Raw genomic sequence first — 26243 nt, forward strand, 5'->3', positions numbered from 1 at the left:
GATTAACCTGATAAATTATCTACTTGGATGATTCATGGGTAAATGTTGATAGCACTCGTAGAAGCTTTTATGGGGATGCGGATGCGTAGCTCAGCAAACTTCTTTCTCAAGAGCCATCATTCCTCTACCTATGGACCTATGGTTTAACTATTTAACCCCTAACCCAATGTTCGCCCGACTACTTGGCTTTTCTGCTGCTGCCCTTCTACTTCTATTGCCATTGCAACCCAGTTGGGCAATCATGAATCATTCCCAACAGGTGTTGGTCAATGCAGATTTCTCGAACCAAGATCTGCGAGGTGACACATTTAATCTTGCCAACCTGCGAGAGGCCAATCTATCTGGGAGTGATCTAGAAGGATCCACCCTTTTTGGAGCCAAGCTTCACGATGCCAACCTCAGCAACACCAACTTGCGAGACTCCACCCTTGATTCCGCCATATTTGATGGAACTGATCTCACCAATGCAGTGCTTGAGGACGCCTTCGCCTTCAACACCCGCTTCAAAAACGTGACCATTACAGGTGCCGACTTCACCAATGTGCCCCTGCGAGGCGATGCTCTCACAACGCTTTGTGAGGTGGCGGAGGGAACCAACCCGATCACAGGTCGCAATACGGCAGACACCCTGGGCTGCAGCTAAATACTCCACGCCAACCACTCCGATGAGTTTTGATCCCCGCAGTCTTGAACGTCTACGTGAACTGGGTCGCCAGTTACCCCGGCCCTTGCCAACACCAGTTGCTTCAAGTACAGCAGAGCCTCGAGCAAGCAAACGTCGTCATCGCATCGAAACCGAAGACGATCCCCAGGCCCTCTTCCAGGAATTGATGCAGGTGAGCCCTGATGGCACAGTTCCTCCTCACTTGATGGCCCGCCTTAAGGCCGCCGAAGCCAAACGACAGACTCAGGAGTCGGCTGAAGGAGTCCGCCAACAACAAGGCGAAATGAACCCCTTCGACAGATCCTCCTCCGCCAGAAAAGGTAAAACGACCGTTGCCAAGACACCCCCGCTGACGCCTGGCAGCACAGAGGAGAGTCTTTATGTTGCTTTCGGGCAGCTGCTTCTCGAAGACGAAGACGAAGACGAGATTTGATCGTCTTAGAACTCAATCCGGCTTGATCAAGTCCCGTGAAGAAAGTGCTTAGCCTGCATATCTTTTCTTAAGACAATGATCGATGCAAAGGGCATCTTCAAAGAGGGCTTAGGTAAAAGTCTCATTAACGAGAGAAGGCAACATTCAACGATAGAACCCTTCATCTGAAGGGTTGATCTAGAGCAGAAAAGGGTTTAGATCTAAATTGTTAACTCCAGAACCTTTGCTTTGAGATTTTCTTTTACCTCTTTTCATTTGAACCCTAACCGATGAAGTCAAAGACTGGTTTGATTGTTTTCGTTTCCACTGGATTGTTTCGTGTCTTTCTTGCTGCAGTTTTAGCGGTAACAGTAATTCCATCAATGCGGATGTCCCTAGCAACCCCCGTAAAGAAACAATTTGAACTCACTACAGGCCAAAGGGAGTTTTTCGACAGTCTGATTAAGAATTGGAATCAAGACTCATTCTAGTTTCTTTAAGTCTTTCAGCTGCTTCCATCGTCAAAGCAATAACACTTGCCTGTGGAGATGCCAATCTGAAAGGCGGTCACCTTTTGCCGTTGCTGTTAATGCTAGGCAAGCAGACAATGCAATAGATCGATTTGAAAGCCCATTCACTAATAATAATGTCGCTGCATGATGTTGATGACTAAGTTCCTAAAACTATGATCTTAGCCTATAAAGATTATAGAGGGCAGGTAGATTTTCTTTGAATCACTAATGACAAATTTTTTGTGTGATAAATCAATAATTTCTTGTGCAGACATGCCAAGAATGATTCAGCCTATCGTTTTCTAAGGCTCTTCATTTAGATATAATCCTTTCAGTCTCTTCTGGTTAAGTTTTTATGAATAGGTCGGATCCTTTTTGTATCCCAAATCTTGTTCAATCAACCGCTTCACCCGCAAATTAGACTTCTCTTTGAGCTCAAAAATGGTTTTTCCATCCTGATTGTCAATATGAGATGGTCTTCACCTGCCAACATTTGCAATTGATGACTGCCCATCTTTCTAGATTAGCTATTATAATATTTCGTCTTTTTGCATGGCTATTCTTAGCATAGATAGAGATCAGATCTGTTTTTTTAACTGTTCAACCTCTGTACAGATCGAGTAAGCTGACAATTCTTTAGTTAATTCCTCCGTTAGAATAAATGTCAGCGTAGTTCTATATCAATCTGGAGCTTTGCATTTGTTTTGAACCCTTGCTTAATAGCGGGGCACGCTTGAGTCGACATTGATGCTCCACGCGTCGATTCCGCCTTCTAGATTCCAGACCTGATAACTAATCTCCTGCTCTAAAAGCCAGGTCCCGAAGTTCCAACTGCGTATGCCAGCATGGCAAATCACGACGACAGGACGGTCGTTTGGTAATAGTTGAGGCAGAGTTTCCATCCAATCAGAAGATCGACTCAGCGGTAAATGCAGTACATCGGCTGGGAATGGGGCTAACTCAAGCTCCTGGTCTTCTCTCACATCCACACAGATTGGTAGAGAGGAGGAGTCGCTCAACCAGCGATGCAGATCCTTTGCAGAAATAGGGGTTGGAGTGGGCTGATTCATTGTTAAATGATTGGCTTCGATGTGAGTTTCGTTCATCTCGTTCCACTTTGATCGCCATTGGTACGGATGATCCTGTATTGCAGTTTGATGTAATGCAATCACTATTAATCTGCCTTACCAAGGTTTACCACTGAGACCATGGCCAACCCTTAGAGGGAATTATATCAGTGTCTCACAGTCAAGTCTAAGAAGATCATATTCATGACATTACTGTGCCTCTTAGCAGCCTGTAGGTTGTTCATCTTTTGCTGAAGAGTACTCCTTCCACTGCTCTGGCTGCTATCAGACCATTGTAATTGCAGAGATTGGATCTAGTGTGTGCTTCATCCAAGCCTTTAGCTGTCTCTGATGACCAAACGCGTTGAATGATCAAATCAGTAGACGCGTCTAGTCTTGAACTCGCTCATGTTCATTGCAGATAGCTCTCAATCCATCAGGATTGCTTTCATGAATGCCTTTTTGTAAGGAATCCACACCAATTGGGCCAGTACAACATCATTCGTAGATAATTAGCAAAGAACCAATCAGACCAATGCCTCAACCACATGTATGGAAGTTAGTTGATTTCATCGGCAGGCTTTGTTTATCCGCTGTTTTTGTTGTCGCAGTTCCGTCAAAGATTACCAAGTTCTCATCAGTAGTTGAAGCAATCTCAGGGCAAGGGATCCCTGAATCATTAGCACCCTTCTTGTTGTTGGCAGCAATTGCCTGCCTTATTGTTGGCTCAGTACTTCTTCTATTTGGCAAGAGTCAAAAACTTGGAGCATCACTATTACTTATTTTTCTTGTGCCTACGACAGTCATCTTCCATGCATTCCCCTTTCAGCCTAAAGCATTATTTATGAATCTTGGTTTGACTGGTGGCCTTACTCTAGCCTTGACTAGACCAAAATTCATCGAAAGATAATTTTGCTGATAAACATTAAAGTATAGCTTTTTTGTTTTCATCTATTATTCATAATAATAACTCTCTTTTGTCTGGTCAGGTTAAATAAAAGCTTATATAGCTTTGCTGAATAGCAACTATCCAATAGCTTTAACGACAACATCAGCCTGCCTTATTAGCACCTCTATCCTTAAAAGTCTCAAACATTTAATTTTTAATTTAAAGTTGTCTTATTCTGCCTGATGATCAACTCTATCACGGCAAGTTTAGGCACTATAAACATGAATCTCTTAATATTAATTTTATTCTTATTCCCGTCTAATTTGGCAAACGAGATCAGTTTTAATTATTCAAAAGGCTTTTTTAATGGTACGACTACATATTGAACCCATATGCCAAACCTTTCTTTGTTGACCCATTCCTTATTTTGGCATGATGATCTTCACTTTTAACCACTCTTTTAGACTTTCAGTAACGCTTCCTGGTTTTGATCCCTGCTTTTTTATTGACTTGATATAATGATAAATACTAATGCTGTTGGTTTTGCTTGCCAGATCAGTCGAATCAACCTAGTACAGGACCTGAATTAGAATCCAGGTAGTCTGCCTGACCACTATCTAAATAAGGCTTGATTGTGTTGTTAAAATGATCTTCGCTACAAGTAAGCATGATCATTCCGTTGCTTATTTCCCAATCCCAGTGTTGTTCTTTTTCTTGCTTGGCAAATTCTAAATTTCTTACTGTTAAAGGTAATGAGGATGTGATTAGTCTGATACCCTCATTTTCTTGTGCTTCTGTCACGTCATTACACTCTTCTTTTAGAAAAGCATGCCATTGCTTTGCAATCGCTTCCAATTCCTTATTATTAGAGTTTTCAGAAAGCCACTGCCTATTGAAATCACTAGCGCCAACATCTCCTCTGCTATCCTCAAGAATAGATCTCAAGAGGTAGTCTTTATTTCGGTCAAAAAGTTCTATTTTCTGGCCATTCGACAACAGAAGTAGTTGTGCTGGAGGGGGAGATTTATAGGCTCTGCCAATCGAAGGAAGGTCAAGTCCACCGATCCTTCCCAGCACATCATCCCAACAGTAATTTAACCAACGATCAACCCAGAAAATCTTATAAGAGATTAATTGTTGTTGACTAAGTCTGAAGTGGTCAAACAGGAAGTCTTCTTGCTTCATGATGCTTGCTGTCATAGGTGCCTTTTGGCTTGACAATAGATTACAGCTTCTACCACTGAAGTTGAGAAAATGTTTGAGAACTATGTGAATGGCCTTGCTTGTAAATACTTCTATTACCATTAGCTTTTTTATCTTTATGCAGGCAATTAATTTGGTCGATGCTGATTCTAACCAGTTCATCGCCTATCGACATCAATATTACTCTTATCAAGCTAAAATAAGAATAATTAGTTTAGAGACAGTTGAATCATTCATGTTAATTTTTATCCAATTGTCTGTTGAGCTTAATTGATATCAGGCGTTTATGCCCAAATGTCTGTATTTTACAACTGTATTGGTGCATCAATTCTTCATGAATCTATTCAATTANTGTTGCTAAGGATTGGCTCCTTTTATTTTTAAATCTAATTGGATTTACTCGCTACTTGCTTTGAACTCTACTCCCTTTAGTTTTTTATTTGCTTAAGATGAATCCTTTTTAATCATCTCAATAACCAATCGCTAATTCATATTAATTGCCGTCCACTCTTCATATCGCCCATGTACTTTGCCTTGAATATTGTACCGAGGATGCTTCCATGTGCTGGTCAACTTATGCCACGAAGGCCTTCCCATATTGCATCTGTCTACACGTAGATCCATATCTAAGCCAATATAATTATTAAGAATAATGCCTGCACAGATGGCTTTCAGTTGATCAAGGCTTAGTTCTTGATCGTGGCGTTCCATGGACATTGTTTTACTCTGGTTGAGAAGGTTGTTTGCCTTCGATGCATTTAGCTTCTCGCTGATCACTCGCTCTGGAGGTGATCTCGTTCAAATGAAAGTGTGACCTAGCTCATCGATCTCTAACTCCAGGGAATACTCCGCTTGCGAATGGAGAGCGCTTGATGTGGCTGTCTACTTCCTTTCCTTCTTTGCCAGTTGTTTCTTTCGCCATTTCCTCCAGGGAGGGACTGTGTGATCACAAGCGACCCACCAGATTAAAAAACCAGGCAAAAACCAGCCACTGCTGCCTCCGGCGAGCATCACCCAGATCCCAAGTGCAAATAAAGGCCAAGCTAACCATTGTGACCACTCCTTCGCATACAGCTCCTGCCACTGCACCCAGAGCTTTCTCACCCTTCTCCCCGTAGACGATATCGACCTTTTAGCAAACCATTATATGCTGTTCTGACTGGTCCTAATCGATCGCGCCATTGACGGCCTTCTATGCGCTGCTTCGCTCTGCGGGATAGCGCCTGAAGCACTTCAAGTAACATTCTCTTCTGGGGATCTGTTGAACAGTGCTTATAACCGAGCATCATGGAGAGTGATGTTGCTGCAACGGTTCTTGAGAAACTGTGCGTTTAGAATCATCGCCGTTGGCAAGGTACGCAAAGGCTGGATCCAAGACGGCCTAGCGATGTATCAAAAACGCCTACCAGGCTTGATTATCACAGAGGTTCGTGATGCATCTATGCCGCGAGAAGCGGAAGCGATCAGGGCCGCACTCAATAGCAACGAAGTGCTGGTTCCTCTTAGCGAAGAAGGGGAAGCGCTGACTTCAGTGTCCTTTGCTAAACGCCTTGAAAAATATGGCTCTCAACGTCTTGCCTTTGTGATTGGTGGCGCTGATGGCCTATCAGCAGAGCTGAAAAACTCAACCCAATGGCAGCTCAGTTTGTCTGCGATGACGCTTCCTCATGAACTTGCTCGCTTGTTGCTTGTGGAGCAGCTCTACCGAGCACAGACCATCACGCAAGGAGGTAAATACCACAGGAGCTAACGATTCTGCAGATCTGAATTGCGATCACTGATAAAACAGCTGCATTCGATTAATGCGATAACTCTTGAGCACACTGAAAAGGAAATCAGTTTAAGATAATGATGATGCTCAAATGTCAGATTGCTTCAGCAATATATGCCACAACACTCTCTCCAGAATGAAATCCAACCATCCTTCCAATCTTTATCAGTTGCCAGCCTCGGCGTCTGTTAATTCTTAGTTAACGAACTAATATTAGAACCTCAAAATAGGATGCTGTTCAAGTTCATGTCACTAATATTTACTTTAAGCTGACCAAGCTTACAGTTGACTTTAAGCTGGTCATTGTCCACTAAATGATCAATAGAGGTCTTTCGATATGCCTGATGACGAAATTTTGCGCAGAAAAGCATTATCACAACTCAGGAAGAAAAGGGTACTGAAGAGACAGGCTCAAACCTATTTCACTGTTAACCTTGCTCTGATTGTGATTTGGTTGGTAACTGGCATGGGCTACTTCTGGCCCATTTGGCCTATTTTTGGATGGGGCATTTCTCTTTCTGTTCAGTCTTGGAAGCTTGCTCATCCAGAGAGAGACTTCAGCACAGAAGAGATTGAGGCAGAGATGCGCCGCAGTTGATTTAAATCAATACTATTTTATACACCTATCTTTTTCAATTGGTTTCAGTTAAGTGAATACACAGAATGATAAGTGAGTTATGATCTGAGGAATATCAAGACCTAAATGCTTCTGCGGTCTAAATCTTTCTCTGACCAGCTAATGACTGTCAAATGTGTTTCATTGATGTAGCCTATGACGCTAAGTCCCTAATCTTCTTGCGTCTACACTTTTTTAATTGATCATGCAAAGACTATTGCTTGCACCACTGGCAATTATTGTGGTTTCGACCATTTCATCAAAGTCCTTAAATGCACATGATAATGCTAAGTATGGCAAGGATCTTGGTACTAAGATTGAAACACTTGTGCAAAGCACTAAGCAATGGGATGGAAACTTTCTTCCCGATTACCCAACCAGCAACGCTGAAATCACAGTTCTGCGTATCACGATTCCAGCCGGAGTCACCCTGCCATTGCATACCCACCCAGTCATCAGTGCAGGAGTAATCCTTCAAGGCACGCTTCAGCTAACTCTTCAAGATGGAACGACACGCCTTTTCAATCAGGGAGCTGCGCTGATTGAGACAGTGAATACAGTTCATACCGGAAAAAGTCTTGGTCCAAAAGACACTGTTGTTCTCGTTTTTTATGCAGGCAGCAAGCATCTTCCGAGGACTGTTCAGGTGAAAACGAAAGCCCTTTGAGAAAGGTTCCCTAGGCAGCGCTTAAAACTTAAATGCTGGCAGGTTCTACAGAGCAGCTCGATCAGGCACGAGCGATCCTGTAAAGAGGTTGCTACCGCCTGGGGACACACCCCTATCAAGCCAAATCAGAAAATCACCCTGCTGGAACGGGTGTACTATCGGGTTGACGTCCGATGTCGCGATGGAGTTCAGCGAGCCTCTTCTTCATTTGCGCTCCGAGCGGAAGCAGCAGATCCTGCCATTAGCGAGTGAGCACGTGGCGGCAGGCTTCCCCTCCCCTGCTGAGGACTATATCGAGATCGGTATCGACCTCAACGAACAGTTGATTCGTCATCCGGCTAGCACCTTCTTCCTGCGTGTTAGCGGCCACTCAATGACAGGTGTTGGCATCCACAATGGCGACCTCTTGGTTGTCGACCGCAGCCTAGATGCACGCCCCGGTCACATCGTGGTGGCGATTCTTGATGGTGCCTTCACACTCAAACAACTTGTCCGCCACCGTGGTGTACTGCGTCTAGAGGCCGCCCATTCCAATTACCCACCGCTGGATCTGGCCTGCTTCGGTGACGTGCAAATCTGGGGTGTGGCAGTGCATTCCATTCATAGCCTCAACCCTGCGCAGCAAATATCCCACTCAACACAACGCCTACATGAATAGGCTCAAAATAGGCAAGACGATGAATAAGGCTGCCCGGCATAGCAATAGTGTTGTTGCTCACCTTTAAAGATATTGCCTTTAAATCGTATATAGAGATAGGCAAGTTTGGTGGATCAAATGGCTGACTTTTGTTCACCCAGATCGCGTAAGGCAAGGATGCGATCAGACCAATAACAATGAGAGGAGCCTTTGAAATCCCATAACGTGTCGGTCAACTGACCAAGCCATTGACGCCTTTCTTGTTGTTCATTTGCCTCTTGATCGGAAACCCAAGCAGAAACAGAGGTGTGGGAGTAATTCAGGGATTTCTCCTCCGGCCCCCTTGCCCAGCCAAGATCTTCCAGATACTCGTGAACACATTCATCTACAAATGCAAACCAATCATGTAAGTGTTTAATACCATTGGCTTTAATCGCTTTTTGCTGAAGCTCTGAGGCTCCTTCTGGAGACTCAACATGGCCATGCACAGCTATGATTTCTTCTCTGATATTGAGCCATTCGCAATCACCCTGTGATTGAAGCTCATAGTAACGTTCGCGGAACTGATCATCTTCCTTGCAAAGCCATTCGATCCAGACCTCTTCCATCAACTCTCTGATCTCTTGCCTATCTCCTCTTGATAGCCATTCAGAGAAGGTTTCCTTGTTGACTCTCTGAATAATATCTTTCTGATGCTTGCTTAGAGTTGGTGCCATTGCAAATCCTTTGGTCTTGTTGGTTTTACAAAAGACCCGACCGATGCGGTTGCTCATAACATGGAATCAACCTATGTGGCCAGGTTCAGCTAAGACGTCATAGACGACTTTTTGTAGACATTGTTAGGGATTCAGCTACGCCTAGCCGGCCATTGAGCCAGCATCCTCTATCGCAAAAGGTTTCTAGGTCACAACGACAGGCTTGAGGTTGGAAACCTTGATGCAGCCAAGCAAGACCAATGCAGCCAAACAACCAATCAAAGTAATGATTGGCCGCCAGTCTGCATTGACATTCTCCTCGCCACATTGACGACAACCATTGCGACTGGCTGTCACAGCAAAGCACGTTCTCGCCATCAAACAGGCACTAGTATCTTTGTACTAGGATAGGGCATAGTTTCGCTCGCTTCTCTTCAGTGCCATGTCTCGGGTCACAGCCCTGATCGACGGCAACAATTTCTATGCCTCCTGTGAGCAAAGCCTTGACGCCTCGCTGATCGGTCGTCCTCTGGTCGTGCTCTCCAACAACGATGGCTGCATTGTTGCTCGCAGCTCCGAAGCGCGTGCTCTCGGAATCAGCATGGGCACGCCCTATTTCAAGGTCCGTCACAAATTGGACCGACTTGGCGTTGTCGTGCGCAGCTCCAACTACGCCCTCTACGGCGATATGAGCCAACGACTGATGAGCTTGCTGGAAGCCCATTGTGAGGAGCTGGAGATTTACTCGATTGATGAAGCCTTTGCTTACATCAATGGTCCCTCTGATGACAACCTAAAGCCCTGGGCCCGTCAACTACGGGCCCTGGTGCATCGCAACCTGGGCCTACCGATAGCAATCGGACTTGGCGCCAGTAAAGGTCAGGCCAAACTCGCCAACCACCTGGCCAAGGCCATACCGGCTCACGCTGGAGTGTTCAACCTACTCACCGCTAGTGATCCAGATACATGGCTTGAGAGCGTCGCTATCGAAAATGTATGGGGGATCGGTCGCAAGTTGGCCCATTGGTGCCGACTTAGAGGCGTAACCAATGCCCGGCAATTGCGCGATATGCCACGTAGCCAACTTCATGCCCGCTGCGGCGTTGTAGGCATACGCCTACAACGAGAATTACAAGGTTATGCCTGCCTTCCTCTAGCCCTAGCCCCAACATCAAAACAGGAAACCTGCGTTAGCCGCAGTTTTAGCCGACCAATCGCCAACCTAGAGGAATTACGCCAGGCAATCGCAACCTACGTGGTGCGCGCCAGTGAAAAACTGCGACGACAACAGCAACGGGCCGGGATCCTCACCGTATTCACACGTACCAGCCCATTTGCACCATCGTTTTACAGCCAAGCCGCTACCATTCAACTGGATTTGCCAAGCAACGACACTGCAATCTTGCTAGCAGCAGCCTTGCCACTAGTCGAGCGAATCTACCGGCCCCATCGCCGCTTAAACAAAGCCGGGGTGCTGATGCAAAACCTACAGAGCGCAGACCATCTGCAACAACACCTGTTGGTAGCAGTTCATGCCGATGAGCAGCATCGTAGCGATCGACTAATGAACACCGTCGACCGACTTAATCACCGTTACGGCAGCGGAACCGTGAGTTGGGCTGTTTGTGGCATGCAGCCAGGATGGAGCATGCGTCGTCATCAACTCAGCCGCGCGGCCACAACTCGCCTCAATGACGTGCCGTTGGTGCTGGCCTGAAATTTAGAATTGAATGTCAACAGATCTCATTAGTTAGTGGATTGGGCTGGATTTGATTTGCTCGGTTCCATCCACATCTCCAATCCATAAAGAATGCGCCAAGCAGAGAAGAAAGAAGTGAGGATAAATAGAAAAGTTACTATGAAAAAAGTCTTGGTTATTAGGCGAACAAATGAGAGCCTGGCTGATGGCCTAGAAGGCAACAAGTGCGTGGTTTCATGAGCCAGGCAAGTAGAGCAAATTATTGAAGACCCTCCCGTTCGCTGAATACTCTTGGCAAATGCTTCAGTAATCTCAACAGATTTACCGCAAAGTCTGCAAAGGTGACTGAACGCCATTAAAATAATCTCAAGGCAGAGTAACTGATCTACAGATATACAATGAAGAAGAGAGGTTTTTTTATTTGATCATTAGGGGGTGCAGGCATTTTAAAATTGCTGCAGAAGCTGCACCTCCTCTTCGCGACGATTCAACAGCAATACCATGCGCTCACCATGGCAAGCGAGGCCGGTCTGATGACGCAGCAGTTCAGTACTAGCCAAGGCGACCCCACAAGTTTCAACCAAAAGCACCGGCAAAGTTGCAGCATGACCTTGCATGCCCTGCAAATCAAGCGCCTGGCGCACTGCGCGTTTTGATTTATCCATTCCCAGCCGTTCAACAAGCTGAGGCCAGAGATGATTCACCGGCGTGCAACCAGCAAAGGCAATAGGGACGTCACTCATCAGAGGCTAATCGCAGCAACCTTTGGATTAAAACAGCGATCATGAGGAAAGTTGTTGTACAGCTCCTGCAATCATCGCCGGGGTTACCGGAATCGTCTCGATTGCATCGGCATTATCAAGATAAGCGTCGAAGGAAGAGTAGTGATCCACATGAGGATTCGCCCCGTCCTTCGCACAGGCTTCTGTCCAGTCGCCATCTTCAGGTTTTACCACGATATAAGCCTGGAGAGACTCCTCTAAATCACCTCCATCACCAATGCCCTCACCGTGCCAAATCGCTTCGTAGAAGCTCATGCCATCAAATTTAAGAAGAGATCATCAGTTTAAAGAGCCATGCTGCAGTTAAAAGGCCTCAGTACACCTCCGTAGAGACAACCATCTGCTTAGAATGACAAGTGAGTTTCATCTTTAAGCTCCACAACTTGACGCCTTATCTGACAGCCCTACAAAGGATTCGTTGACCTGCGCAGCTGTTGCTAATGGACTGAAACGTAGATGGTAAAGCCTCGCTGAGCGGTGCATTCAAAAGCTAGAAAAGATCAGCGAGAAGATGCAAGCAGGAATCGTGATGGTCAATCAAGACAACAAGTTCTTTGATATCGCCGATTGGCTTGTGAAGCGCATCCACAGACTGATGACCTAAGCCGGAATGACATCCTGGCCTGAGAACCCACCACACCGCTGCTGATCTAAGTGACCAATATGCTTGCGCTCGCTGTAATAAAGCTCCTGGAAACGCAACGCATCGCTGTTGAGCTCCTCAAACATTGCTTCGATACGCTTTTCCATATCGACTGATTCAGTAGGTTGCTGTCGCTCTTCTTGAATCAAAGCAGCAATACAACGCTCAAGAGTTTCAAGACGCTGACCACCCCAGGCCTCAAGAAGATGACGACAACGCTTGAGGGATTTCTGGCGTTCTAGAGCCGCTGCTGTGCCCCGGAGCTGAAGCAGTGGCTTAGCCATAGCCGCCAAATGAACCTCGCCAGGCTCTAATAACGGGGTAAGACGAGCGACTAGAGCACTGTTCTCCAGGAGCAATTGATCGGTAAGCAGCCGTGGCAACTCAATATCCTCCAAATCATGACCAGAGTCAGTTCCGCGACTGATCGCCTCTAAACGTCCTGCACCAAGATTGGTTTCCTCCAAATCAGTGATCGCCGCCCAAAGCAAACGGTGATGTTGTAAGGCAAAATCCTCCAGCTCTCGCTGTCGTAACTCCCTGCGAATGGCAGCCCGATGATTTGAGCAATGGAGATATAACCTCAGTATTTCCGCTTCGCTGCGCTCCCGTTGACTGGCCTCGCCAGGTTGCTCATGGCGACTTGAGCGGCCATGCCAGCGCTGCCCTTTCACTTGTTGGCGCAGGTCTTCCTCCAACTGCAAGGCCAACCGGCCCTGCCCACCGCTCAAGCGTTCGGCAACCTGTTGCAGGTAGTGGGTCCGTACGGCCGACTGGGGCAACTTGCCGAGCAATGCAACCAGGCCACTCACTGCTTGCTGAAACTGATCCGCTTGACTTAAATCACGGCCCTCCAACACCTGTTGAATCTGCCAATCAAGCCAAAGAGGTGACTGATCTAATAGAGCCCTGTAATCGCCAGCACCATGATCTTTGAGAAATTCATCGGGGTCTTTGCCAGAAGGCAAATGAAGCACTCGTAATTCCAACTGGCCTTGCAAAGCCAGTTGCTCAACTTCGCCAATGGCTCGGTTCGCAGCACGAACACCGGCTCCATCAGCATCAAAATTAAGCACGATCCGCTTCCCTTCGCTGCAACGGCAGATCTGGGTGATCTGCTGACTACTCAAAGCAGTGCCTAAGGAGGCCACTGAATTGGTGACACCTGCAGCATGCAATGCAATGACATCGAAATATCCTTCGACTACCACAGCCCGGTCATCCTTACGGATGGCATTCGCCGCTCGATCCAGTCCAAACAAATGCTTGCCTTTCTCGAACACGTCTGTCTCAGGAGAGTTGAGGTACTTCGGCTCTGAGCCATCAAGACTGCGTCCACCGAAACCAATCACCCTTCCCTGGCGGTCGTGGATCGGCACCATCACACGATGACGAAAGCGATCGTAAAAACCTCCTCCCCCCTTGCGCGCCACAACAAGCCCGGCGGCTTCCAGTAATTCAGCAGACAAACCTTCCACCTGCTGGAGGTGCTTGAGTAAACCATCCCATTGCTCAGGGGCATAGCCAAGCTCGAAGGATTCCAAGGTGACTTCACTAAGGCCCCGCTTCTCAGTGAGGTAATTCAGCGCACTTGCACCAACTGGCGTACGCAGCTGGCCACGAAACCAACCGGCCGCCAATGCAAGCGCACGATGAAGCTTGTCTCGACGAGAGAGCTGCTGACGTAGTCGTTCCTGCTGGGGCCCCTCGACCGTCTCAACAGGTAGTTGATACTTGCGAGCAAGCTCCAGCACCACATCACCAAAACTCTGGCGCTGAAACTCCATCAGGAACTTGATCGAGTTTCCACCAGCTCCACAAGAGAAGCAGTAATAAAACTGCTTCGCTGGCGAGACCGTCATCGATGGTTTGCTGTCGTCATGGAACGGACAGATCCCTACGAATTCACGGCCCTTTTTCTTTAGAACCACATGTTCGCCAACGACATCAACAATGTCGGCACGCTCCTTGACGGCCTCGATCGTGCGCGGGTGAAGACGGGGGACGGGCATGACCTTATTTTGCTGGTTGCGCCGTGAGAGGTCGAGAAGAGAACATGATCAGCAAAATCAATCGATACGACAAGCAAGGCCGAGATCAATAAGAACTCAAAACCTCTTCAAAATCGTCCTCTCTGTATTGGCAGCGCAAACGCCGTAATCAGCCCTGCCGCAAAACGACAAAACTTTGATCGAGATCAATCGAGTTGGAGCACATCACGTGTATTAGAGCGTCGAATTGATTCCTGCTGCTGATAAGACGCCAAACAGCCATCACGAATCACCAATAGGCAATTCACATAATCAGCACCATCAATGAGAGCTGCGCGAATGGCTTTTGCTGCGGGAGTGCGATTACTTTCACTGGATGATTCTTCATAACTAAAAGTGCCTGCAGCCGCAAGGCCATAGGCCCCTGCCCCTCTTGCTCCGGTTGCACCTCCTACAAGCCCAGCCAAGGGAGCCAAAGATCCGCCGGAGCCTTTCTGCTTAGCTGTGCTGGTCGCACGCCCCTCTACTGTTCGCGCACCGACAACCTCTCCAGTGGAGGAATCCACCACCCGTAGGTCGATGGAAACATAAGCCTTGGATTCCGAAACAGTCTTCGAGCCTCCAAAACCCATAAAGCGCATCCCACTTCCAGATTGCTTTGTTTCAACCCCATCCTCGTAGCCACTCACACGCCCCATAATCAAATATTGGGCGCCACGCATTTGACGGCTACGTGCGGCGTTTCCGTCGTTTCGCACAATCCCCAACTCGGCAAGCTCTTGCTCAGAGAGGACGGCCTTGAGATTCTGCCGTTCCACGACTGTTAGTCCACCAGCAAGGGCTAGTTCATTGGAAAGAGCATCCGCGAGCTGACGGCTCACACGCGGGCTCCACCAAGACAACCTGCCCACCTGGTTTTTAAAGTCAGGTACAGAAACCGTTGGGCCAGCCCAGGCGGTTACTGGAACAAACACAAACGAAGCCACTGCTGCTGCAACACCAAAGGAGGAGAGTTTCAAGGCTTTTGAATCCATTAGAGATTTCTACAGTCGGGCAATTTAAAAAGAATTAGGAGAGTGGGTTGATTCTCGTAAAGCAACGCGACTTGCCATCACCAATTTGGAACGTCATGGCGATCTCAATCCTGTTGCTGGTCTTTCCTTGCTGCAATGGCTTTCAGGGATGGCCTCTTCTCTTGTGTTGTTGACTATGCCATTGCCTTAGTTCTGCGGATGAGATGAATGATGTCGATGCAGGGCAACAACCAACCGCAGACAAACAGCCAATGGCGTGGATTCAAATCACTCCTGCTCGCCGCTCTGGCCTTCAGCTTGATGACCGTTTGCGTCAAACACCTTGGTGGTCGTTTGCCTGTCGCAGAAATTTTGTTTGCAAGATCTCTGATCAGCCTGGCAATTACTCGGTTCATGCTCAGTCGGGTTGGGGTTTCCCCCTGGGGACACCGTAAAAGGTTGCTGTTATTGCGAGGGCTGCTGGGCACAGCGGCATTGTTCTGTGTATTTGACGCCTTGGCGTCCTTACCCCTTGCTACAGCAACTGTTCTGCAATACACCTATCCAACTTTTGTTGCGTTAGCGGCATGGATGTTTTTAAGAGAAAGAATCCATCCTCGTATTGGCATAGCAGTATTTCTTGGTTGGTTGGGGATCACCCTGGTTTTAAAACCCGCATGGCTTGGCACAAGCTTCACCGGTTACTCCCCTTTATCTGTCTCTATTGCACTTTCAGGTGCTCTATTTACAGCTCTGGCCTACGTCTGCGTACGTGAGCTTTCCAAGCAGGAACATCAACTTGTGATCGTTTTCTACTTTCCATTGACATCAGTACCAATAGCCTTGCTCTTCCTCGGGAATCAGGGAGTCTTGCCACTTGGAATCGATTGGCTCTGGATACTGGGTATTGGCCTATTTACCCAACTTGGGCAAATCTGGATTACCGAGGGATTAACTCTTTTACCAGCAGCTACAGCAGGTTCAATTGGCTATTTCCAAGTTTTGTTCGCAACTCTCTGGGGTGTACTGTTGTTTGCTGAACCTGTTGATGGCTGGTTCGTGATTGGAGCTCTGTTGGTACTGGGAGCAACACTCATCAGCTTCAGAAGCAGACAAGAAAATATCCTAAAGCAATCAACATGAAAACAAGATAGCGACCTCAGTCTTGTTGATGGAGTTGTAAATAATGGGTGGCAACTTCTGTAAAAACACCTTAAAAGTGCACGCCTAGGAGCACCAGATGAGAATTAGCTGTCGTCACTTTTAAGATGTCGAAACGTGTCGTAGGTAGTCAAGGCTGGTAGGGGAGTCTTGTAACCCTTTTTCTGGTCCTAAAATGGGGTCAGAACAACCTAGAAACTACTCCCACCGTGGGTCTTGAACCCAGAATCTTCCTTAACTTGACCATCCAAGTCCTCTAATGCTTTCTTTGCTGAAGTCCCTGAATCTTTTTGGTCATTAGATTTTAGTTCAAATAGAACACTATCTATTCCACCACTAACACCTTTCAACTCATCATTTGAGAGTTCCTCGGATCTTTCTTCCCAGTACTGAGAGTTCCTCGTTTCTTCGTCTGTCATTAGGTGTTTCTGCTAGGTATTCTAATGATAGGCCATGTGAGGAGATAATCTAGTCACATGTATCTAAAAGAGACGGAATCTTTATGGGTTGATTGGTTGTATGGATTTTAACTCAAATACCAATATCAATAAATGACCACAAGATAAACGAGTGTAGAAGTAAGCTAGAGGTCTTGTATAGCTATCATCCCGCAAAAGACTCAATTATTAAGGGTAAAGGTTGGAATAAGGAGAAGGGTGAAAGCCTGAAAGAGAAAACCAGAACTTGTAGATTATACTTGTCCAAAATCAATGGGGTCTATTGAGTCTAGCTTTACTCAGTAGATGAGCTTGTCTAACCTCGTCAAGCCTATAGGCAAAACGGTATCGAGGTTCTAGTTCTTCTTTGAGTAGACAGTTTGGGCTTCTCTTCTGAAGATGGTCATAAATAGACAGGCAAATACAACTTACCCTTTTTAAAAAATGCTCTAGAAATTATTTAACGAACTTTCTACAGGTAGTGAATCACTAGGTAGCTGTTAAGCAAAGTCACCCATTACCCCCCAAGACCCAATTCTCACGTAGATGACTGTTATCTCGCTTGTCAACATGCACTCCACTCCTATCTGCACAACTCCTCCTCTTAAGATCTAGGAGGCTGGTAATAGCGGTTTGCAGCAGCTCAATCTGTAGTACCAAGGCTTCTGGCGAACATCCACTGGCGAGGCTACTGATAACCATTGCAGGAATTGAGTTTTAGACCGGTTACGCAAAGCAAAACAAGCTCCAGAAGCTCTAATCAGATCCTCGAACGATCAAGCAGAGGCTGGACAGATCAGGCAGCATGGATGACATCAAGAGCAACCTTATGATTGGCTGGCTGCAAGGGCAAAAGGTAGAAGCCTGGCAGCAAGGGACTCGGCAAGGAGTCGTTCTGGCTTGTGCTGGTGTTGGTTACGAGGTTCAGATTGCACCGCGCCATCTCAGCGAAATGGAGCACGGGCAAAACACATTCATCCTCTGGATCCATCAGGTGCAGCGTGATGATGGATCCAGCTTGTTTGGCTTCCCGGAACGACGAGAACGGGACATGTTTCGTACCTTGATTGGTGTCAGCGGCGTGGGGCCCCAGATGGCTCTCGCTCTTCTAGAGGAATGTCAGACCGGAGAACTTGTAGAGGCGATTGTGCAGGGAGACCTACGCAAGCTTTGTCAGGCTCAAGGTGTAGGCAAGCGCACTGCCGAACGTCTTGCGGTGGAATTGCGCACAAAGTTGGCTGAATTTAGTTGTCGTGATCCTGGAATGTCCCTGGTGGACAATGGTGTGATCGATTCGCATCAGCTCAAGGATTCAAGTCTGCATGAGCTACAGATCACCCTCGGGGGCCTTGGCTACGAAGATCTTGAAATACGCCGTGCCATAAGGGCTGTGGCCAGCGGTGCTGCAATAGGAGCCAGTGACATGCCTGAGTCTGTCCCTTCCATCGACGACACTGACGCCTGGCTGAGAGCAAGCCTGCGCTGGCTTAGTCAGGAAGCTGCCTAAACAATGGTCCTCAAAGAGTTAGATTGTTTTTTTGGTCTCTCAGGGCAAAACGCCAAGCATGTCGCTCGATACAACAGAAAAGCAACAGCTGATCAATGCCAACCAAACCCATGGCACCGATACGGGGTCTGTGGAGGTGCAAGTGGCAATGCTTAGCGAGCGGATTACAAAGCTCAGCTCGCACCTGCAGGAGAACAAGCACGACTTCTCATCCCGGCAGGGACTGCTCAAGATGATTGGTCGTCGCAAGCGCCTGCTTAGTTATGTACGCGGAAAAAGTGAACAGCGCTACAACGGCCTGATCACCAAACTAGGCATCCGCGGTTAAATCCCTTTTGGCGATTTCCCTCTAATTCTTAAGCAGATGGCCGAACGAAGCAAAGCTATGCCTTTCGAGCCAGAAAAGAGTGGAACGGCCAACAAAAGCCTGCCCCAAAAGGGATCCAAATCGCCAAAGATCAAGAAACCAAAAGCGACTTCCAGCAGTCAGCAGGCTATTCCAAAGCCAGTGGCAAATCGCATGCTGCGGCGCGTGATCTTCGCCTCGGGTCTGCCTACAGCTGCAGGGATGGGTGTTTTTGTAGTTAGTTATCTGATTGTGAGCCGTGGCATTGCTGATATCTCACCATTCATCACGCTGATCACTTCAGCAGCCTGTTTCCTCGTTGGCTTGATAGGACTGAGTTATGGGGTTCTATCTGCCAGCTGGGAAGATGCCCCAGGCAGCCTGCTTGGACTGGAACACATTGGTCGCAACATAGGAAGAATGCGCGATTCAAGCAAAGCTAATCAACCTGGCTCAAAATCAGAGAACAAGCCAAAGGATTCCGGACAAACATCAGACAAATAGTCGGTCGCTGCATCGAGCTTTGAATGCCTGCTGTTGAAGGGAACTGAGTGCAGCAGAAGCGTCTCGAACGCAGAACTGATGACCTAGGCATACGTAACGCACCTGGGGACCCTGGCGAACCGCTGCCACCACGGGCACTCGCACGCCAAATTCATCCTTGGCTGGGCGATGCTGATGGAGACATTCCCGAAGCTTGTGCTGCACAGTGATGTCACAGGCTTCATCAGGCATCAACTCCACCAACAGCAGTCGTAGGTCATCGATGGCGCGGCAATCATCAATGATCAATTGGATACGGTCGTCGCGACGATCAACAGAGGCCCAGATGAGCAGTCGCGCTTCCAACATGAGGTGATCTGATAGACGGGCATAGCTCTTGGGGAACACCACAGCTTCGCAACTACCGGTGAGATCCTCAATGTTGAGAACTGCCATGCGATCGCCCTTGCGGGTTGTGACTTGGCGCATCTCCGTCAGCATCGTGATCACACTGACCTTCGCCTTGTCAGGCTGATCCTCAAGGCTGGCAAGACCAATGGGCGCCAGCAATTGAGCTGGAGCAGTGAGCTGCTTGAGAGGGTGATCAGAAAGGTAGAAACCAACCAACTCTTTTTCAAGTCTCAGCTTTTCAGTCGGTGGGTAGTCGGTAACCGGTGCTGCCTTGGGTGCAGTGCTCAGCTCATCAGACGTTTGCTCGTCTGCTGCTCCAGCTACAAGATCAAATAGGTTGCCCTGACCACTGAGTCGATCACGGGCACGAGAAGCAGCCCAGTGGATCAGAAGCTCCAAGTCGGCAATTAACTGGGCCCGGTTCGATTCAGGGTCTATGGCATCTAGGGCTCCGCAATGAATAAGAGATTCCAACCCGCGACGATTCAGAACATTGGAGGGCAGACGATCACAGAGATCGGCAAGGGAGACAAAGGGGCCATCACCATCGCGATTTGCAATTAGCTGCCTGATTGCACCATCGCCAAGATTTCTCACAGCAGAAAGACCAAACAAGATGCGATCACCAGCAGGGGTGAAATCAATCCCTGAAGCATTCACATCTGGCGGCATCACTTCAATTCCCATCGCATTGCAATTCGAGATATAGCGCTGCACCTTGTCACTAGCGCCAGCATTTACTGTCAGTAATGACGCCATATAGGCAACTGGATAATGTGCCTTTAAATAGGCAGTTTGATAAGTAACAGCGCCATAAGCTGTTGAGTGACTCTTGTTGAAGCAATATTCGGCGAACAAAACCATTTGGTCGAAAAGCTCATCGGCGATCTTCTGATCAACACCACTTCGACTTGCTCCTTCAACAAAAATACTGCGATGTTTCTGCATCTCTGAAACCTTTTTCTTGCCCATTGCACGCCGTAGCAAGTCAGCTTCGCCCAGAGAATAGCCAGCAAGATCCTGGGCAATTTTCATGATCTGCTCCTGGTAAACCATGATCCCGTAAGTCTCCTTAAGGATTGGTTCAAGGGCAGCATGAGCAAAATCAATTGCCTCTCGACCATGTTTCCGATTGATAAATTTTGGAATCAATCCGGCATCCAGAGGACCTGGTCTGTACAAAGCTAAAATTGAGGATATATCTTCAAGAGATGAGGGGCGAAGGTCACGCACAATCTGTCTCATCCCAGTCGATTCAAGTTGAAAGATGCCCTCAAGATCTCCTCTTGCAAGTAAGGCAAAAGTTTCAGGATCCTCTGTTGGCAATTGATCAGGATCAATTCTCTCTCCATTGCTGACTTCAACAAGCTCAAGTGTTTTGTCAATCATGGTGAGATTCTTGAGCCCAAGAAAATCCATCTTTAATAACCCCATCGACTCCACATCCTCCATGAAGTATTGAGTAATTACCTGTCCATCGTTATTGCGCTGAAGGGGTACAAGATCATCTAGGGGCTCAGCAGCAATGACGACTCCAGCGGCATGAACGCCAAAGGTTTTATTTGTACCTTCAATGCGCATCGCCATATCGACCCATTTTGTAACTACTGGATCGTTCTGATACTTCTCACGGAATTCAGCATTCGGCGAATCGCTGCCGATCATCGCAGCTAGTTTTGCAGGCTTTCCCCTTACTACGGGAATAAGCTTGGCAAGTCGATCGGCATCTCCATAGGGAATATCAAGCACCCGGGCTACATCCTTCAAGACGGCCTTGGATGTCATTCGGTTAAAAGTGATAATTTGAGCAACCTTGTCTTCGCCGTAACGACGCGTGACATAGTCGATCACCTCACCACGACGTTCAATACAGAAATCAGTGTCAATATCAGGCATCGACTTACGCTCAGGATTAAGGAATCGCTCAAATAACAATCCGTTTTGAACAGGGTCAATGTTGGTAATACCAAGGGCATATGCCACGAGTGAGCCAGCTGCTGACCCCCTCCCTGGTCCTACTGGAATGCCCTGTTCACGTGCAAAGCGGATGTAATCCCATACCACCAGGAAATAGGTGGGGAAGCCCATCTGTTCCATCACGCCCAGCTCATAGGTGAGCCTTTCGCCGTAATGGTCATCAATTGGATCTGTCGTTGCCAGTTTCAACCTTTGCCGTAGCCCCTGCTCAGAGACCTCGTGTAGATAACTCACGGCGCTATGTCCTTCAGGAATCGGGAAACGAGGCATCTGATAACTACCGAGGATTGAGTATTCCTCTACTTTTTCGGCAACGGCTGCTGTGTTGGCAATAGCCTTTTGCAGCACATCAGGTTCGAGATGATCGGCGAATAGCCGTCCCATCTCCTGTTCAGACTTGATGTATTCAGTACCTGTGTAGCGCAGACGCTTCTCATCACTGATCAACTTGCCTGTCAGCACACAAAGCAGGGCGTCATGGGCCTCCACATCGTTCTTGCTGAGGTAATGGGCGTCATTGGTCGCAATCAGCTCAATCCCTAGTTCTTTGGCAATGTTCACAATCTCTACATTGACGATTCGGTCTTCCGGCGAGCCGTGATCCTGAACTTCGAGATAGAAGTCTTTGCCAAAGACCTCCTGGTACCAACGGGCCACATCCCTTGCTACATCAATGCGACCGCGCAAGATGGCTTGAGGAATCTCCCCACCAAGACAAGCGGTGGCAACAATTAACCCCTCGCTATAGGCCTTCAGCAGTTCTTTATCAATGCATGGCCTTGCAAAGATGCCTCGGCCGCGCATGCCGCGCAGATGGCTAATGCTGGTGAGTTTCACAAGATTGCGATAGCCAACAGCGTTCTTAGCAAGCACCACCAGGTGATAACGACGCTCCTTCTTCGGTTGCGGATCCTCAATAGACCCGTTGATCACATACATCTCATTGCCGATGATCGGCTTGATCTCAGCGTTCTTGCAAAGCTTCAGCAGTTCAATGGCGCCATACATCACACCGTGGTCGGTGAGTGCCAGAGCGGGCATGCCTAGCTCCTTGGCTCGCTTCACCATCTGGGGAAGCTGTGTAGCTCCGTCCAGAAGGCTGTAGTCGCTGTGGTTGTGAAGAGGAACGAATGCCATGCCCCCAGCCTAGGAGGAGGCGCAAGATGCAGGGTTGTTCATGTAGCCAAACGCTGCATCTAGTGCAATTGATCGTTTAGGGAATGAAGTTTCCCTGCGGGTGATTTGCCATAACGTTTGCTGCTTGCTCATAGTGAAAAGCCACTTGTAGGAGGCGTGACTCCTCCAGCACATTTGCAATCAACTGCACCCCGATCGGAAGGCCATCGTCATCGAATCCACAGGGAAGACTGATGGCAGGTAAGCCAGCCAGGTTGGCTGGGATCGTCAGCAGGTCAGCCAGGTACATGGCAAGTGGATCATCAGCGTGGGCACCGGCTTTGAATGCAGTGGTAGGTGATGTGGGTGTCAGCAGCACATCGACCGTTTGGAAGGCTGCATCAAAATCTTGACGGATCAATGTGCGGACCTGCTGGGCTTTCTTGTAGTAAGCGTCCATGTAACCAGCCGAGAGGGCATAGGTGCCGATCAGGATGCGTCGCTGCACCTCGCTACCAAAACCCTCTGCGCGACTTCGGGCTGTCATCGCGGCTAGAGCATCAGCTCCTTCAGCTCGGTAGCCGTACTTCACCCCGTCGTAACGCGCCAAGTTGGCCGAAGCCTCCGATGGGGCAATCACGTAATAGGTGGCGATGCCATCGCTAAAGCGTGGGCAACTCACCTCAACCAGTTCCGCTCCCAAGGATTGCAGCTTCTCTGCAGCTGTCAAAACTGTTCTCTTCACTTGCGCATCCAAGCCGTTTTGGTCAAAGCACTCACGAATCAAGCCGATGCGTACCCCAGACATTGGTTGCGAAAGGGCAGAGCAATAATCGGGAACAGCAACATTGAGACAAGTGGAGTCACGAGGATCAGATCCTGCGATCACTTGTAAAAGCTCAGCAGCATCGGCCACGTTGGTCGTGAATGGTCCAACCTGGTCAAGAGAACTGGCAAAAGCCACCAAACCCCAACGACTGACACGGCCATAGGTGGGTTTAAGGCCTACGACTCCACAAAATGAAGCGGGCTGACGGATTGAGCCCCCAGTATCCGAACCCAAGGCAGCCATGCATTCACCTGCCGCAACAGCTGCTGCACTGCCACCAGAACTGCCACCCGGCACACGGCTGATATCCCAGGGATTGGATGTAGCCCCAAACGCAGATGTCTCGGTCGAGCTACCCATGGCGAACTCATCGAGATTTGTTTTCCCGAGAAGTACAGCACCGGCCTGCCAGAGGCGCTCAGTGACGGTGGATTCATAGGGCGGCACAAAGGTTTCCAGCATTCGACTGGAACAGGTGGTGCGTATTCCTTTCGTGCAGAGGTTGTCCTTAATTGCCAAAGGCACACCAGCCAGAGGTGGCAGAGACTCACCCGCAGCCAAGGCCTCATCGATGCGATCGGCATCGGCACGAGCTCGATCTGCTGTGATATCCAGAAAAGCGTGCAGAGTGGGATCCACCACTGCGATACGAGCAAGTTGGTGATCTGTGAGTTCCCTGGCGGAAACCTCGCCGAGCTTTAGTTGCTGACGCCATTCAGCGATCGCCATCGGCTTGCGGTGCTGTGCTGTGCAGCAGCGACGCTATCAGTCGTCTGACCAGCCTTCGACTGCGATCGTCAGCGGCTCAACGCGACGACAACGCACGAGGGTGTGATTCACAGACGCAGGTCCCTCAAAAGAGAGATCCGCAACGAAGGTCGATAGCTTGACCTCAAGACTCTTTCGGGTCACAAAAGGGCCGAACCAATAGGTGACATTTGGTTCACGGGTTTCAACCCTGGCCCACCAAGCCAAACCAAAGCCATTGACGAGGCTACGCAGGGGCCTAATCAATGAGCCCATGATTGAGGTTTGCGGATGAGCATTATTTTGCCTCGTCATGTTCCAATTGGTGTTCCGCTGTCGGCTGCGAAGGAATTTTTGGATCAACGCTGAACACTCTCTTCATCAGGTGATTGATCCTCACAAACGTCAAAATTGCAATCCTGACTGGTCAGCAAATCCTCATCCTCAATCGAAGTTCTTTCTGCCTGCAAATCCCCTATTTGGCGATCCATCGGTGGTTCATCATCTTTGGAACAAAGTTGCTGGTTAGCCAAGCTGGATGGCAAAGCCTCCCCAAACCGCTCAATCTCATCTGGCTGATGGATTGGCGAATGATTGGTCTTGGCAATGGGTTCTGACTCCACGGAAATGGAGTCGCAAGAGATGACCGGCAAAGGGCATTGAGGCCGCGCGATCCTGGGGGATGGAGTTTGGCCATGAACCCCCTTCATCCAGCCACGACGGGCAACCTCGTATAAACACATCGCAGTAGCAACAGAGGCATTCAGACTGGGAGTAACCCCCCGCAATGGAACGCGTACAAGCTGATCGCAATGGCGACGAGTTAGGAGAGAGATCCCCTGCTTCTCTGATCCCGTTACGATCACTAAAGGTCCGTCTAGATCGACATCTGGAAGGGTGATGTCCCCTTCCTCCGCCAGGCCAATAACTCGATATCCCGCCTGCTTCAGTGCTTCTAAAGAGCGATTGAGATTCACGACACGCGCTACTGGTAGATGCTCCAAAGCGCCTGCTGCAACCTTGGCCACCGAACCAGTGAGACCAGCACTTCGTCGTTGTGGGAGAACAACTCCATGGGCGCCTAGAGCCTCTGCAGATCGAATAATGGCGCCAAGATTGTGGGGATCCGTTAGGCCATCGAGGGCAAGTAAAAGGGGCGATTCCCCAAGACCCGCACATCCCTCGATCAGACTTTGCAAATCAAGGGTCTCCGCGGCAGCAGTCTGTAGAACAATTCCTTGATGCACAGCACCACCTGTGAGTTGACCGAGACGAGCCCAGGTAACTTCTTCCACCAGTACTCCTGAGGACTTGGCCTCACGAAGCAATTGCAAAAACCTTGGTGCGCTTCGTAAATCTGATGTGCACCAGATGCGATGAATCGGGCGGCCAGCTTCCAGAGCAGCTTGGCTGGCATGACGTCCCCAAAGCAAATCATCGGCAGCAGCCGGTCCGAATGTTTCTGCCTCTGGAACGCGATCCGAAGTAGATGGATCGAATCTTTTTGAAGGCAACTGCCTGTCTGCAGGACGTGAACGTTCTCCCAAGGAGGGACGTCGCCCTAGCCGTTCATCGCTGCGACGTCGTGATGGCCTCTGATCACGAAATCGACGAGCCTCTTTTCTGTCAGTTTCACTTGCACGCCCTTGTTCAGAGCGAGGCCGATCCCGGCTAAAACGCCCCTGCTCAGAGCGAGAACGATCACGGTTAAAACGGCCCTGCCCAGAGCCTTCACCATTGGATACTTTTGAAGGGCTATCACCAGCTTCTCCATCAGGCCTGGAGCGATACACCCCTCGCGGTCCAGAGGAACGACCACCCGATGGGCGGCTGCCGGAAGAGCGGCTTCCGTAAGCAGATCGACCAGAAACCCCATCGCCATCCCGTCGGATCCCACCAGGACGACCTCCTCTAGGACGACCACCACGAGGGGGGTTGCCTGAACGGCGATCAAAGCGGGAGCTCATA

Annotated in this window: 25 protein-coding genes; 12 read left to right on the top strand and 13 right to left on the bottom strand. The window is 48.7% G+C overall.

All coding sequences use genetic code 11. From position 1 onward, the window contains the following. Window positions 1-166: 166 nt before the first annotated feature. Both AKG35_RS03285 and AKG35_RS03290 read left to right on the top strand, forming a co-directional pair. Window positions 167-643: a pentapeptide repeat-containing protein gene (locus AKG35_RS03285; RefSeq protein ID WP_011130005.1), complete on the top strand. Its 477-nt coding sequence runs from the start codon at window positions 167-169 to the stop codon at window positions 641-643. Between the two features lie 22 nt (window positions 644-665). Then, the gene (locus AKG35_RS03290; RefSeq protein WP_011130006.1) at window positions 666-1097 is read left to right on the top strand and encodes a hypothetical protein; all 432 of its coding nucleotides are present in this window, start codon (window positions 666-668) and stop codon (window positions 1095-1097) included. 1207 nt (window positions 1098-2304) lie between these two features. Here the strand turns inward: AKG35_RS03290 and AKG35_RS03295 are convergent. Then, window positions 2305-2658 carry a rhodanese-like domain-containing protein gene (locus tag AKG35_RS03295; protein ID WP_041384953.1) on the bottom strand — a complete coding sequence of 118 codons (354 nt, stop codon included), beginning with the start codon at window positions 2656-2658 and terminating at the stop codon, window positions 2305-2307. Window positions 2659-3190: 532 nt separating this feature from the next. On the opposite strand from AKG35_RS03295, the gene AKG35_RS03300 reads away from it, so the two are divergent. Continuing rightward, window positions 3191-3565 (top strand): DoxX family protein, encoded by a 375-nt coding sequence (locus tag AKG35_RS03300; protein ID WP_011130008.1) that lies wholly within the window; start codon window positions 3191-3193, stop codon window positions 3563-3565. A gap of 543 nt (window positions 3566-4108) precedes the next feature. On the opposite strand, the gene AKG35_RS03305 is transcribed toward AKG35_RS03300, so the two are convergent. Then, window positions 4109-4909 carry a hypothetical protein gene (locus AKG35_RS03305; protein ID WP_011130009.1) on the bottom strand — a complete coding sequence of 267 codons (801 nt, stop codon included), beginning with the start codon at window positions 4907-4909 and terminating at the stop codon, window positions 4109-4111. Window positions 4910-6044: 1135 nt separating this feature from the next. On the opposite strand from AKG35_RS03305, the gene AKG35_RS03315 reads away from it, so the two are divergent. The 4 genes from AKG35_RS03315 (at window position 6045) to AKG35_RS03330 (ending at window position 8459) form a co-directional block, all read left to right on the top strand. Beyond that, window positions 6045-6497: a 23S rRNA (pseudouridine(1915)-N(3))-methyltransferase RlmH gene (locus AKG35_RS03315; RefSeq protein ID WP_052646167.1), complete on the top strand. Its 453-nt coding sequence runs from the start codon at window positions 6045-6047 to the stop codon at window positions 6495-6497. A 358-nt stretch (window positions 6498-6855) separates the two neighbouring features. Further along, complete coding sequence (locus tag AKG35_RS03320; RefSeq protein WP_011130012.1) at window positions 6856-7116, top strand: 2TM domain-containing protein; 261 nt, start codon at window positions 6856-6858, stop codon at window positions 7114-7116. Between the two features lie 346 nt (window positions 7117-7462). Continuing rightward, window positions 7463-7801, top strand: a complete 339-nt coding sequence (locus tag AKG35_RS03325) for a cupin domain-containing protein (RefSeq protein ID WP_236069646.1) — start codon at window positions 7463-7465, stop codon at window positions 7799-7801. Between the two features lie 181 nt (window positions 7802-7982). Next, window positions 7983-8459 (top strand): LexA family protein, encoded by a 477-nt coding sequence (locus tag AKG35_RS03330; RefSeq protein WP_041384955.1) that lies wholly within the window; start codon window positions 7983-7985, stop codon window positions 8457-8459. 113 nt (window positions 8460-8572) lie between these two features. Here the strand turns inward: AKG35_RS03330 and AKG35_RS03335 are convergent, their stop codons facing one another. Next, window positions 8573-9211: a hypothetical protein gene (locus tag AKG35_RS03335; RefSeq protein ID WP_011130015.1), complete on the bottom strand. Its 639-nt coding sequence runs from the start codon at window positions 9209-9211 to the stop codon at window positions 8573-8575. A 126-nt stretch (window positions 9212-9337) separates the two neighbouring features. Further along, window positions 9338-9511, bottom strand: a complete 174-nt coding sequence (locus tag AKG35_RS12725; RefSeq protein WP_155724662.1) for a hypothetical protein — start codon at window positions 9509-9511, stop codon at window positions 9338-9340. Window positions 9512-9575: 64 nt separating this feature from the next. On the opposite strand from AKG35_RS12725, the gene AKG35_RS03340 reads away from it, so the two are divergent. Beyond that, window positions 9576-10850, top strand: a complete 1275-nt coding sequence (locus tag AKG35_RS03340; RefSeq protein ID WP_011130017.1) for a Y-family DNA polymerase — start codon at window positions 9576-9578, stop codon at window positions 10848-10850. 428 nt (window positions 10851-11278) lie between these two features. On the opposite strand, the gene AKG35_RS03345 is transcribed toward AKG35_RS03340, so the two are convergent. The 4 genes from AKG35_RS03345 to AKG35_RS03360 form a co-directional block, all read right to left on the bottom strand. Continuing rightward, entirely contained in the window at window positions 11279-11575 is a 297-nt protein-coding gene (locus AKG35_RS03345) for a hypothetical protein (protein WP_011130018.1), read from the bottom strand. Window positions 11576-11614: 39 nt separating this feature from the next. Then, window positions 11615-11869 (bottom strand): hypothetical protein, encoded by a 255-nt coding sequence (locus AKG35_RS03350; RefSeq protein WP_011130019.1) that lies wholly within the window; start codon window positions 11867-11869, stop codon window positions 11615-11617. A gap of 345 nt (window positions 11870-12214) precedes the next feature. After that, window positions 12215-14269 (bottom strand): DNA primase, encoded by a 2055-nt coding sequence (gene dnaG, locus AKG35_RS03355; protein WP_011130020.1) that lies wholly within the window; start codon window positions 14267-14269, stop codon window positions 12215-12217. A 185-nt stretch (window positions 14270-14454) separates the two neighbouring features. Beyond that, window positions 14455-15267 carry a CsgG/HfaB family protein gene (locus AKG35_RS03360; protein WP_236069647.1) on the bottom strand — a complete coding sequence of 271 codons (813 nt, stop codon included), beginning with the start codon at window positions 15265-15267 and terminating at the stop codon, window positions 14455-14457. 222 nt (window positions 15268-15489) lie between these two features. Between AKG35_RS03360 and AKG35_RS03365 the strand changes: the two genes are divergently transcribed. After that, window positions 15490-16404 carry a DMT family transporter gene (locus AKG35_RS03365; RefSeq protein ID WP_011130022.1) on the top strand — a complete coding sequence of 305 codons (915 nt, stop codon included), beginning with the start codon at window positions 15490-15492 and terminating at the stop codon, window positions 16402-16404. Between the two features lie 209 nt (window positions 16405-16613). Here AKG35_RS03365 and AKG35_RS03370 read toward each other — a convergent pair whose 3' ends face one another. Continuing rightward, window positions 16614-16841, bottom strand: a complete 228-nt coding sequence (locus AKG35_RS03370; RefSeq protein ID WP_041384320.1) for a hypothetical protein — start codon at window positions 16839-16841, stop codon at window positions 16614-16616. Window positions 16842-17688: 847 nt separating this feature from the next. Here AKG35_RS03370 and ruvA point away from each other — a divergent pair. From ruvA to AKG35_RS03385, 3 genes are read left to right on the top strand one after another with little or no spacing between them, the layout of a single operon-like run. Continuing rightward, window positions 17689-18366 (top strand): Holliday junction branch migration protein RuvA, encoded by a 678-nt coding sequence (gene ruvA, locus AKG35_RS03375; RefSeq protein WP_011130023.1) that lies wholly within the window; start codon window positions 17689-17691, stop codon window positions 18364-18366. A 58-nt stretch (window positions 18367-18424) separates the two neighbouring features. Beyond that, window positions 18425-18694 carry a 30S ribosomal protein S15 gene (rpsO, locus tag AKG35_RS03380; protein WP_011130024.1) on the top strand — a complete coding sequence of 90 codons (270 nt, stop codon included), beginning with the start codon at window positions 18425-18427 and terminating at the stop codon, window positions 18692-18694. 36 nt (window positions 18695-18730) lie between these two features. Beyond that, window positions 18731-19216, top strand: coding sequence for a PAM68 family protein (locus AKG35_RS03385; RefSeq protein ID WP_011130025.1), 486 nt, complete (start codon window positions 18731-18733; stop codon window positions 19214-19216). Here the strand turns inward: AKG35_RS03385 and AKG35_RS03390 are convergent. From AKG35_RS03390 to rlmB, 4 genes are all read right to left on the bottom strand, one after another. Continuing rightward, window positions 19205-22720: a DNA polymerase III subunit alpha gene (locus tag AKG35_RS03390; RefSeq protein WP_011130026.1), complete on the bottom strand. Its 3516-nt coding sequence runs from the start codon at window positions 22718-22720 to the stop codon at window positions 19205-19207. The two genes, AKG35_RS03385 and AKG35_RS03390, sit on opposite strands and share 12 nt — an antisense overlap. Before the next feature lie 76 nt (window positions 22721-22796). Then, the gene (gatA, locus tag AKG35_RS03395) at window positions 22797-24257 is read right to left on the bottom strand and encodes an Asp-tRNA(Asn)/Glu-tRNA(Gln) amidotransferase subunit GatA (RefSeq protein ID WP_011130027.1); all 1461 of its coding nucleotides are present in this window, start codon (window positions 24255-24257) and stop codon (window positions 22797-22799) included. Between the two features lie 36 nt (window positions 24258-24293). Then, window positions 24294-24590, bottom strand: coding sequence for a DUF1816 domain-containing protein (locus AKG35_RS03400; protein WP_080502878.1), 297 nt, complete (start codon window positions 24588-24590; stop codon window positions 24294-24296). A gap of 44 nt (window positions 24591-24634) precedes the next feature. Further along, on the bottom strand, window positions 24635-26242 hold the full coding sequence (gene rlmB / locus AKG35_RS03405; protein WP_011130029.1) for a 23S rRNA (guanosine(2251)-2'-O)-methyltransferase RlmB: 1608 nt from the start codon (window positions 26240-26242) through the stop codon (window positions 24635-24637). Window position 26243 lies beyond the last annotated feature (1 nt).

The organism is Prochlorococcus marinus str. MIT 9313, from assembly GCF_000011485.1.
In the GTDB taxonomy this organism is placed as follows: Bacteria; Cyanobacteriota; Cyanobacteriia; order PCC-6307; family Cyanobiaceae; genus Prochlorococcus; species Prochlorococcus marinus_D.